This is a genomic window from Amycolatopsis sp. NPDC003861, assembly GCF_053605405.1.
This window is the reverse complement of record NZ_JBSGJD010000306.1, coordinates 1-10,203: the sequence shown is the minus strand read 5'-3', so window position 1 is coordinate 10,203 and position 10,203 is coordinate 1. Positions and strand designations below refer to the sequence as shown.

Below are 10,203 nucleotides of genomic sequence, written 5' to 3'. Positions count from 1 at the left end.
GGTAAGGCGGGTTAGAACCCGCCTTACCACTCACGACCAGCCGCGGAAGACCGCCCGCACCGGCGCTCGCCCGCTCCGGCGGCCCCCTCTGGGAGGATCGGTCTCCGGACGTGCCCAGCCTGCCCCGGAACGATCCGGTTTTGTCGGGGGTGCGGGCTACGCTGAGCAAGAGTCCGATCCGGGAGAGTGATGATGCAAGAGTTCTTCTCGCCGCTGGCGTTCGACTTCCTGTGGGAGTCGGCGCAGGTCGGCGAGCTGCCGTACCCGCTGATCATCCGGTCGCACGGCGCGACCGAAGATGAGCGCGTGTCGCTGCGGCACCGCATCGACGTCGAGCTGAAGGCGCGCGGCATCCGCGAACCACGCGGCCGGCTCGCCCCGCCGATCGAGGACGCCCTGCACCTGCTGGCCTTCGCCCCGCTGACCATCGACGCGCTGCACATCCCGCAGTTCGAAGCCCCGACGGTCGGCGTCCTCGCGGCGGCCGACGAGACCAAGGGCGTGCTCGCGGTCCAGGACGCGGACGGGATCTGGCTGCGGGACGTCCCACCGGACGGCCTGGTCTCCGCCGTCGTCGGGATCCTGCCCGCCGGGCCGCGTGGCAGCGAGGCGTCGGTCACACTGCCGCTGGACGACGCCCTGCGCACCGCGCCGATCCGGGTGCCGGCGTCGCTGCCGTCGTCGGGTGAGGAGCGCGGCAAGGCGCGCCGGACCCCGCTGAGCGAACGCGTCACGGCCGACCCGCGCGAGGCCTACGGCCGCCTCGCCGGGCAGCCCCGGCAGCGCGGCGGTCAGCTGGCAGCGAACAGCCGTTCGCAGGTCGGAGCCAAGCAGCGGTCCCGCGTGCTGGCCTGGTTCGACACCGCGACCGGCCGGTACCTGAGCCTCTCCCGCGCAGGTACGGACGGTCGCGAGTGGGTCACCGTGGCGCCCGCGGACCCGGCCACGCTGCGCACCCGGCTGGGCGAGATGGTGAACAGTGTGTCCGACGGCACGCGATAGCGTGAACGGGTGCGGGTGCCGTCCGGGAACCCTGGCGCGGTATCGCCCGTTGACCTGCGAGAGGCTCACAGGGGATGAACGCGGCAGCGGACGGTACCCTGATGAGCAGGTGTCCAGGCACCAGTGGTTGTCAAGATCGTGATGGCGGGTATCACAGGAGCCGCCCAACCAGGGAGGGTCGAGGCCACCAGGGCCGAGTCGTATGAACCGGAAGAGCGTGCTCAGGAACCCACTGCTGTGGATCGTCGCGGGGTTGCTGGCGTTGTTCGCGTACAACACGATCTTCGACAGTGATCGTGGGTACACCCAGGCACCCATCTCGGTGGCGAACTCCCAGATCACCTCGAACAACGTCAAGGAAGCCAGCCTCGAGGACAAGGAACAGCAGCTCAAGCTGCTGCTGGCCAAGCCCATCGACGTCGACGGCCAGCAGGTCACCCAGATCATTTCGCAGTACCCGGCGGACGCCACCCGCCCGATCTACGACTCGTTGATCGCGGCGAAGGCGGGCGGCCAGCCGATCAAGTTCACCACCAAGGTGACCCAGCAGGGCGTGCTGACGCAGATCCTCATCTTCGCCATCCCGCTCGCCCTCGTGCTGGGCCTGCTGATGTGGATGATGAACAACGCCCAGGGCGGCGGCAACCGCGTCCTCAACTTCGGCAAGTCCAAGGCCAAGCAGCTGAACAAGGACATGCCCAAGACGACCTTCGGGGACGTCGCGGGCGCCGACGAGGCCGTCGAAGAGCTGTACGAGATCAAGGACTTCCTGCAGAACCCGGCGCGCTACCAGGCGCTCGGCGCGAAGATCCCGAAGGGCGTTCTGCTCTACGGTCCGCCGGGTACCGGCAAGACGCTGCTCGCGCGGGCCGTCGCTGGCGAGGCGGGCGTGCCGTTCTACACGATCTCCGGCTCGGACTTCGTCGAGATGTTCGTCGGTGTCGGTGCCTCGCGTGTCCGTGACCTGTTCGAACAGGCCAAGCAGAACGCGCCCTGCATCATCTTCGTCGACGAGATCGACGCGGTCGGCCGCCAGCGCGGCGCCGGCCTCGGCGGCGGGCACGACGAGCGCGAGCAGACCCTGAACCAGCTGCTCGTCGAGATGGACGGCTTCGACGCCCGCGGCGGCATCATCCTGATCGCGGCCACCAACCGGCCGGACATCCTCGACCCGGCGCTGCTGCGCCCGGGCCGGTTCGACCGGCAGATCCCGGTGTCCGCGCCCGACCTGCGCGGCCGCAAGGCGATCCTCGAGGTGCACGCCAAGGGCAAGCCGATCGCCCAGGGCACCGACCTGACCAGCCTGGCCAAGCGCACGGTCGGCATGTCCGGCGCCGACCTGGCGAACGTCCTCAACGAGGCCGCGCTGCTCACCGCCCGCCAGAACGGGCACGTGATCACCGACGCGGCGCTGGAGGAGTCGGTCGACCGCGTCGTCGGCGGCCCGGCGCGCAAGAGCCGGATCATCTCCGAGAAGGAGAAGAAGATCACGGCCTACCACGAGGGCGGGCACGCGCTCGCCGCGTGGGCGATGCCGGACATCGAGCCGGTCTACAAGCTGACCATCCTGCCGCGCGGCCGCACGGGCGGGCACGCGCTGCTCGTCCCCGAGGACGACAAGGACCTGATGACCCGCTCCGAGATGATCGGGCGGCTGGTCTTCGCGATGGGTGGCCGCACGGCCGAGGAGCTCGTCTTCCACGAGCCCACCACCGGCGCGTCGTCCGACATCGAGCAGGCGACGAAGATCGCCCGCGCGATGGTCACGGAGTACGGCATGAGCGCCCGGCTCGGCGCGGTCAAGTACGGCCAGGAGCAGGGTGACCCGTTCCTCGGCCGCTCGGCCGGCCGCCAGGCGGACTACTCGCTCGAGGTGGCGCACGAGATCGACGAGGAGGTGCGCAAGCTCATCGAGACGGCGCACACCGAGGCGTGGCACGTGCTCAACACCTATCGCGACGTGCTCGACGAGCTGGTCATCGAGCTCCTGGAGAAGGAGACGCTGACCCGCAAGGACCTGGAGCGGATCTTCGCGACGGTCGAGAAGCGCCCGCACATCACCGTGTTCAACGAGTTCGGTGAGCGGACGCCGTCGGACAAGCCGCCGATCAAGACCCCGGGCGAGCTGGCGATGGAGCGCGGCGAGCCGTGGCCGCCGCCGGAGAAGGAGAAGCCGGTCCTGAAGCCGGAGCCGACCCCGGTCGGCACCGCGCCGGGCGCGGGCGAGCTGCCGGGCGGTCCGCCGTACCCGTCGCCGTCGCCGGTCGACCCGAACGCCAACCCGTACGCCCCGCCGCAGCCGGGCGCCTACCCGAACGGCGGCCGTCCCTACGGCAGCCCGAACGGTGGCGCAGGCGGCACGGCGCACTGGCCGCAGACCTACGGCGGCGGCCAGCCGTCCGGCCAGAGCGGCCCGCCCAACTACGGTGCCCCTCCGGGCTGGACACCGGCGACCTCGCCGGGCGGCCAGCCGGGCCAGTCGTGGCGGCCCGGTGGTGAAGAACGCCCTCGTGAGCACGGCTGGTTCGCCGACCAAGCCGGCAACCAGCAGAGCGAGGGGGAGCGACGTGACGTGGATGGACCCGAAAAGCCCCAGTGACGCCGACCGCCCGGTCTTCGACCACGACCGGGCGGAGAAGGCGATCCGGGAGCTCTTGCTGGCCTGCGGTGAAGACCCGGAGCGGGACGGTCTGAAGGACACCCCCGCCCGGGTCGCCCGCGCGTACCGCGAGATGTTCGCGGGCCTCTACACCGAGCCGGACTCGGTCCTCGACAAGACGTTCGACGAGTCCCACGAAGAGCTGGTGCTGGTCACGGACATCCCGATGTTCAGCCAGTGCGAACACCACCTGGTGCCCTTCCACGGCGTCGCGCACGTCGGGTACATCCCGAACGCCGCCGGGAAGGTCACCGGGCTGTCCAAGCTGGCCCGGCTCGTCGACCTCTACGCCAAGCGCCCCCAGGTCCAGGAGCGTCTGACGTCCCAGGTCGCCGACGCCCTCGTCCGCAAGCTCGAGCCCCGTGGCGTGATCGTCGTCATCGAGGCCGAGCACCTCTGCATGGCCATGCGCGGCATCCGGAAGCCTGGCGCCCGCACCACCACCTCCGCCGTGCGCGGGCAACTGAAGACGTCACCGTCGTCGCGGGCGGAGGCGCTGGACCTCATCAAGGCGCGCCGGTGAGCGTGGGACTTCCCACGCCCGGCCGGTGCGTGGTGATGGGCGTGCTGAACGTGACGCCTGATTCCTTTTCGGACGGTGGCCGTTACCTCGGGCTCGACCAGGCGCTGGAGCACGCCCGCGAGATGTGGGCGCGCGGGGCCGACCTGATCGACGTCGGGGGCGAGTCGACGCGGCCGGGAGCGTCCCGGGTGGACGCCGCCACCGAGCTGCAGCGCGTCCTGCCGGTGATCAAGACGCTCGCCGCGGAAGGGGTGGCGTTGTCGGTCGACACCACGCGGGCCGCCGTGGCCGCCGCGGCGCTCGAAGCCGGCGCGCACGTCGTCAACGACGTCTCGGGCGGGCTGGCGGATCCGGACATGGCGCGCGTCGCGGCTGACGCCGGGGTGCCGTGGGTGCTGATGCACTGGCGCGGGCACAGCAAGGACATGCAGGCGCTCGCCGAGTACGACGACGTCGTGGCCGACGTGCGCGCCGAGTTGCTGTCCAGAGTGGACGCGGCGCTCGCGGCCGGCGTGGCCGAGAGTGCGATCGTGCTGGATCCTGGGTTGGGTTTCGCGAAGAACGCCGAGCACGACTGGGCGTTGCTGCGTGGGCTGGATTCGTTGCTGTCGCTTGGTTTCCCGGTGCTCGTGGGCGCCTCGCGCAAGAGGTTCCTCGGCCGCCTGCTGTCCGAAAAGGACGGAACACCGCGTCCGCCGGACGGCCGGGAGGATGCCACCGCGGCGATCTCCGCGCTCGCCGCGGCGGCCGGTGCGTGGGGCGTGCGGGTGCACGAGGTCGGGGCTTCGCTGGACGCGGTCGCGGTGGCCGCCGCTTGGAGGACGGATGGCTGACCGGATCACGCTGACCGGCTTGCGCGTGTTCGGGCGCCACGGCGTGTTCGAGCACGAGAAGCGGGACGGCCAGGAGTTCGTCGTCGACATCACGGTGTGGCTGGACCTCGGGCCGGCCGCGGCGTCGGACGACCTGACGAAGACCCTCCACTACGGCGAGCTGGCCGAGCTGGCGGCGGGCATCGTCGCGGGCGAGCCGTACGACCTGATCGAGAGCGTCGCGGGCAAGATCGCCGACGAGGTGCTGCGCGACGAGCGCCTGGGCGCGGTCGAGGTGACGGTCCACAAGCCATCGGCCCCGATCCCCCTGACGTTCGACGACGTGGCCGTAACGGTCCGGCGCGACCGGTGAGCCGCGCGGTCCTGTCCCTCGGCTCCAACCTGGGCGACCGCCTGGGCTTCCTGACCCTGGCGCTCGACGCCGTCCGCCCGGCGCTGGTCGCGGTGTCGAGCGTGTACGAGACGAAGGCGTGGGGAGTCGAGGACCAGCCGGACTTCCTCAACGCGGTCTGCGTGGTCGACGACCCGGCCCGCGACCACTGGGCCTGGCTCCGAGCGGGCCAGCAGGCCGAGCAGGCGGCGGGCCGCGTCCGCGAGCTGCGCTGGGGCCCCCGAACCCTGGACGTCGACGTGGTCACGGTGGACGGCGTGACGTCCGAGGACCCGGAGCTGCTGTTGCCGCACCCGGGAACCCCGGACCGCGCGAGCGTGCTGGTGCCATGGGTGGAGATCGAGCCGGACGCAGTCCTGCCGGGCCACGGCCCGATCGCAGCGTTGCTCGCCGCTCGGCCGGCGGACGAGGTGGCCACGGTCCGTCGGACGGATCTCGAACTGCGCTGACTTTCCCTGTGGACGACTTCTAGGACTTTTTGGGTTTGGTCGTCCGGTGCGCGGCCCGCCACCCCGAAGCCGTGATTGTCACTACGGCCGGTGGTACCGCGTCAAGGCGGGAAAGCGTGCCTTGACCCGGCACCACCGGCCGTGTTTGGGCTTCGGATCGGGGTGGCGGGGGAGGTCTGGGCTGGGTGCCGGTTTGGGTGTCCGTGTGCCGTTCCGGCCGTCGGCGCCCGAGCCGAAGCCCGGAGCCCGTGCCGGGCCGGAGCCCGCGCCAAACCAAGCCGACCCGGGCTTTCGGTGGTCGGAAAGGTTACTCATCGGTGAACCGGTGGTGGCCGTTACCGGTCACCGCCGGTCCGTCGCCGAGCTGTCGTTCCCGTGCGCTCAGCCGCGCAGAGCTTCGATCATGAAACGGACCGCCGGCTGGGCCGTCGGGATCGGGGGCCAGCCGTTGATCGTGGCCAGCAGTTGCCAGTAGCGCTCGGCCCGGGGATCCCCGCTCATCGCGAACCGGTCCGCCAGCTCGGCCCGGAACTCCGGTGCGGTCGGGTCCTGGTTCTCCCGGGCGGACGCCGCCGCCAGGTCGGCCGCAAGCGTTTGCCCCGTCTCCGACGTGGGGGATTCGCCCGCCGCCACGGCCGCTTCCGCGCGAGCCGACCAATCCTGCCAGTACTGCTGCCAGCCTTCCGACGGCTGCTCGAACTCGCCGTCCTCGATCTGCTTGGCCTGGGTTTCGCTCATCTGGCGGATCAGCGCCCGGAACTCCCGGTCTTGGACCAGTTCGGCGAACTCGATCCAGGCCTCGAGCTGCTCCGGGGTCGGGTCGTCGGGCAGCTCCGGCTTGCCCGAGCGCATCCGGCGGTAGAACTCCTGGTCGATGTCGAGCCCGGCGACCATTTCGTCCCAGAACTCGTCGACCAGCCGCTTGCGCTCCTCGTCGGACATCGACGCTAGTCGGTTCATCAGGTTCACTTCCTCCAGTTCGGAATTGCGCTTGGCCACCGCGCGCAGCACCGCCCGGCGCAGCCGCAGCCGCCGGATCTGCTCGTCGAGCGCCTCCACGTGCCGGACCGCCAGCTCGCCGACCGTCGTCGACTGCGTCAGCGCTGCGGAGACGTCGGCGAGGCCGAGACCCAGCTCCCGCAGCGTGCGGACCAGCTCCAGGCGGGCCATCGCGGCCGCGTCGTAGAGGCGGTAGCCGGCGTCCGTCCGGTCGGTCGGCGGCAGGAGGCCTTCGTCCGAGTAGAAGCGGATCGTCTTGACCGGCAGGCCCGTCCGCCGGGACAGCTCGCCGATGGTGAAGGTTGCGGTGGTGCCCACGAAACGCATGATGAACTCTCCAGTCGGTGGAGAGTCAACTCTTCCACGGTACGGTTGAGGCATGCACTTCACCCGGCCCCGCGACCTGGTGGTCGCCGGGCTGCTCGGTCTGGGCCTCGGCTACCTGCTCTTCCAGACGGCCTACGGCTCGCTGCCGCAGCTGCCGCTCCTCGCCGGCGTCACCTTCGCCGTGCTCGCCGTGATCGAGGTCGTACTGGCCTTCTCGATCCGGTCGCGCATCAAGAACGGCCGGGTCGTCGGCGCGATCGGGGTAGCCCGATCGGTGGCCCTCGCCAAGGCTTCGTCACTCGCCGGCGCGTTCATGGCGGGCGCCTGGCTGGCGGCGCTCGCCTATCTTTTTCCCAGACGTGACGAACTCGTCGCCGCGGTCCTCGACACGCGGGCCGCGGCGGTCGGCGTGGTGTCCTCTGCGGCCCTGGTAGCAGCGGCTTTGTGGCTCGAACACTGCTGCCGGACCCCGCAGGACCACGATCGTGAGCGCACCCGCGGGACGACCGGTTAGCGCTGGAATCCCACCGCTCGCTGGACCGAGTAGGTCTCGTTCGGATTACGAGCAGGTACGGTGTCAGTCATGACCGGCGTGGGTGACGACTCGCGCGGCCGCCTCTTGGGCAGGCCGTGGCTCGTCGTCGGCTTTGTCCTCGCCATCGGAGCCACCCTCGCACTGGTGCTCAGCGACGATCTCCGCTACCTCCGGCTCGGGATCGTCGCGGCCCTCTGGGCCGCCCTGATCGGCGCTTTCCTCGCCGTGAAGTACCGCAAGAGCGCGGCACAGAGCGAGGACGCGGTCGCCGAGGCGCAGGCTGTGTACGAACTGGAGCTGGAACGCGAGATCGCGGCCCGGCGCGAGTACGAGCTGGAGATGGAGGCGGAGAACCGCACCGCCGCCGACTCCAAGGGCCGCGAGGAGCTGGAGGCGCTGCGCGCGGAGGTGTCCGCGCTGCGCGACAGCCTCCAGTCGCTGTTCGGCGGCGAGGTGCTGCTCGAACGCGTCGCGCTGACCGCGCAGGCGACCCGGATGCGCAAGCTGTCCGACGAGAACCGCCTGATCCCCGACGCCGCGCCGAAGAAGAAGCCCGCTCAGCTGATGGCCGGGAAGAAGCCGGTGGTCGAGGGCGGCGAGCGGCCGACCGAGCTGATCGACCGCGTCCTCGACGAACGCCGTCGCAAGGCCTCGAACGGCAAGCCCGCGAACGGCAAGGGCCTCGGCAAGGGCAAGGGCTTCGGCGGCAAGCCGGTGGTCCCGAAGGCGCCGGCGAACGTCTCCGTGCAGAGCACCCAGCAGATGGCCCGGCCGAAGCCGCTGAGCGAGCGCCGTCCGCCGGTGCCGCCGGTCGACCCGGCGCTGAACGCCGCGCAGCGCGAGCTGAAGGCCGCCGAGCTGCGGGCCGAGGCGGCGCGCCGGCAGGCCGAGTCCCAGCCGATGCGGCTGCCGAAGCAGGACGAAGTCGCGAAGCAGCCCGAGCGCCGTCCGGAAGCCGCGGTCGAGCCGACGCGCCGGGACGTCCCGCGGCCCCCGGCTGACCCGAAGACCGAAATCCGGCGTCCGCAGGCGCCGGAGCCGAAGACCGAGATCCGCCGCTCGCAGCCGCCGGAGCCGAAGACGGAAATCCGCCGTCCCGAGCCGCCGCCCGCGCGCCGGGCCGAGCTGTCGCGGTCGGACATCCGGCCCGTCGAGGTGTCGCGGCCCGACATCCCGCGCGTCGAGATGTCGCGCCCGGACCTCCCGCGCGTCGAGGCGCCGATGCCGCGGCCCGAGGCGCCGCGGCCGAACGCCCCGCGGGCCGAAGCGTCGCGTACGGACATTCCGCGGGTCGAGATGTCGCGCCCGGACATTCCCCGGGTGGAGATGTCGCGCCCCGACATCCCTCGAGTGGAGATGTCCCGTCCGGACATCCCCCGGGTCGACATGTCGCGCGCGGACATCCCGCGGGCGGAGATGTCGCGGCCCGATATCCCGCGGGTGGAGATGTCGCGCCCCGACATCCCGCGCGTCGAGATGTCGCGTCCGGACCTCCCGCGTGTCGGCGGCCAGCCGAACGGCGCCCGTCCGGATCCGCGGAAGGCGCCCGAGCCGCCGCGGCCGGTGCCGGGACGTCCGGCGGCCAGCGTGCCGCCGCCGAAGCCGTCGGAGCTGTCGCGGTCGGACATCCGGCCGGTCAAGGACCTGAGCGCGGCCTTCCAGAACCGCGACGACTTCGCCGAGCGCCAGCGCCCGAACCGGCCGAAGCCGCCCGAGCCGAAGCCGCCGATGCCGCGGGACGCCGCCGCGTCGCGCACGGACCTCCCGCCGGTCGTCCCGCCGACGACGCCGGTGCCGAGCAACAAGCCGGCGCCGCGGCAGCCGTCGCGCACCGACCTGCCGCCGGTGGTGCCGCCGACCACGCCGGTCCCGGCCGCCGACAGCCGCCGTCCGTCGCGGCTGGAGCAGTTCTCGCGGGCCGACATGTCGCCGATCCTGGAGGAGCCGCCGTCGCGTCACGGCGGTTCGCACCGCGCGCCGGCGGGAGAAGCCGCGGCGGCCAAGGCCGAGGCACCGATGGCGAACCCGACGTTGCCGGAGTCGGTCCGCAACTTCCAGGGCCGCTCGGGCGGCCGCCGCCGCAAGCCGGAGGACTCGCAGCAGCTGCCGGCCGTGCCCGCCGCGGCGCCGGAGCCCCCGGGTGGAGGCCGTCGCCGCCGTCCGGACGGCGAACCCCCGGCCTGGGAGGGCATGGTCGCGGAGCGGGCCTCGATGTCTCGCCGCGGAATGGCCCCGGTGGACCCGGCGGACGTCGAGCCGCAGAACGGCAACGGCCACAACGGAGCCCGCAACGGCCGCCGGGCCGAGCCCGCCCCGGGCAGCGGTTCGCACGCGGCGGGTCGCTCGGTGAGCGAGCTGCTCGCGGCCAACGGCGGCACCGGGTCGACGCCCCGCCGCCGCCGTCGCGCGGAGGACTGAGCACCACTGGCCACCCAGGTCCCAAGCGCCCCAATGTGGCGTTGGTTGCGTCCAGCGCACCCAATGT

9 protein-coding genes are annotated in these 10,203 nt (G+C 71.9%); 8 read left to right on the top strand and 1 reads right to left on the bottom strand.

Going from position 1 to position 10,203, the window contains the following annotated elements; translation table 11 throughout:
* Window positions 1-189 precede the first annotated feature (189 nt).
* The 6 genes from ACWEVN_RS42670 to folK all read left to right on the top strand — a co-directional run bounded on the left by ACWEVN_RS42670 (window position 190) and on the right by folK (window position 5,857).
* On the top strand, window positions 190-1,002 hold the full coding sequence (locus tag ACWEVN_RS42670; protein WP_449684728.1) for an ESX secretion-associated protein EspG: 813 nt from the start codon (window positions 190-192) through the stop codon (window positions 1,000-1,002).
* 202 nt (window positions 1,003-1,204) lie between these two features.
* The gene (ftsH, locus tag ACWEVN_RS42665) at window positions 1,205-3,601 is read left to right on the top strand and encodes an ATP-dependent zinc metalloprotease FtsH (protein WP_449684729.1); all 2,397 of its coding nucleotides are present in this window, start codon (window positions 1,205-1,207) and stop codon (window positions 3,599-3,601) included.
* Window positions 3,579-4,184: a GTP cyclohydrolase I FolE gene (gene folE, locus ACWEVN_RS42660; protein ID WP_310969069.1), complete on the top strand. Its 606-nt coding sequence runs from the start codon at window positions 3,579-3,581 to the stop codon at window positions 4,182-4,184. The genes ftsH and folE overlap by 23 nt, the downstream gene beginning before the upstream one ends.
* Window positions 4,185-4,219: 35 nt before the next feature.
* Window positions 4,220-5,017 (top strand): dihydropteroate synthase, encoded by a 798-nt coding sequence (gene folP / locus ACWEVN_RS42655; RefSeq protein ID WP_452055080.1) that lies wholly within the window; start codon window positions 4,220-4,222, stop codon window positions 5,015-5,017.
* A complete protein-coding gene (folB, locus tag ACWEVN_RS42650; protein ID WP_449684730.1) occupies window positions 5,010-5,369 on the top strand; it encodes a dihydroneopterin aldolase in 360 nt (119 codons plus the stop codon). The genes folP and folB overlap by 8 nt, the downstream gene beginning before the upstream one ends.
* A complete protein-coding gene (folK, locus tag ACWEVN_RS42645; RefSeq protein ID WP_452055079.1) occupies window positions 5,366-5,857 on the top strand; it encodes a 2-amino-4-hydroxy-6-hydroxymethyldihydropteridine diphosphokinase in 492 nt (163 codons plus the stop codon). The genes folB and folK overlap by 4 nt, the downstream gene beginning before the upstream one ends.
* Before the next feature lie 381 nt (window positions 5,858-6,238).
* On the opposite strand, the gene ACWEVN_RS42640 is transcribed toward folK, so the two are convergent.
* Entirely contained in the window at window positions 6,239-7,174 is a 936-nt protein-coding gene (locus tag ACWEVN_RS42640; protein ID WP_452055078.1) for a helix-turn-helix domain-containing protein, read from the bottom strand.
* A gap of 61 nt (window positions 7,175-7,235) precedes the next feature.
* Between ACWEVN_RS42640 and ACWEVN_RS42635 the strand changes: the two genes are divergently transcribed.
* A complete protein-coding gene (locus ACWEVN_RS42635) occupies window positions 7,236-7,697 on the top strand; it encodes a DUF3180 domain-containing protein (protein WP_452055077.1) in 462 nt (153 codons plus the stop codon).
* 69 nt (window positions 7,698-7,766) lie between these two features.
* Window positions 7,767-10,136 carry a DUF6779 domain-containing protein gene (locus ACWEVN_RS42630; protein ID WP_452055076.1) on the top strand — a complete coding sequence of 790 codons (2,370 nt, stop codon included), beginning with the start codon at window positions 7,767-7,769 and terminating at the stop codon, window positions 10,134-10,136.
* Window positions 10,137-10,203: the final 67 nt, after the last annotated feature.

Coding starts and splice junctions, on each gene's coding strand:
- ACWEVN_RS42670 (WP_449684728.1), top strand. CDS start 190: ATGATGCAAGAGTTCTTCTCGCCGCTGGCGTTCGACTTCCTGTGGGAG.
- ftsH (WP_449684729.1), top strand. CDS start 1,205: ATGAACCGGAAGAGCGTGCTCAGGAACCCACTGCTGTGGATCGTCGCG.
- folE (WP_310969069.1), top strand. CDS start 3,579: ATGGACCCGAAAAGCCCCAGTGACGCCGACCGCCCGGTCTTCGACCAC.
- folP (WP_452055080.1), top strand. CDS start 4,220: ATGGGCGTGCTGAACGTGACGCCTGATTCCTTTTCGGACGGTGGCCGT.
- folB (WP_449684730.1), top strand. CDS start 5,010: ATGGCTGACCGGATCACGCTGACCGGCTTGCGCGTGTTCGGGCGCCAC.
- ACWEVN_RS42635 (WP_452055077.1), top strand. CDS start 7,236: ATGCACTTCACCCGGCCCCGCGACCTGGTGGTCGCCGGGCTGCTCGGT.
- ACWEVN_RS42630 (WP_452055076.1), top strand. CDS start 7,767: ATGACCGGCGTGGGTGACGACTCGCGCGGCCGCCTCTTGGGCAGGCCG.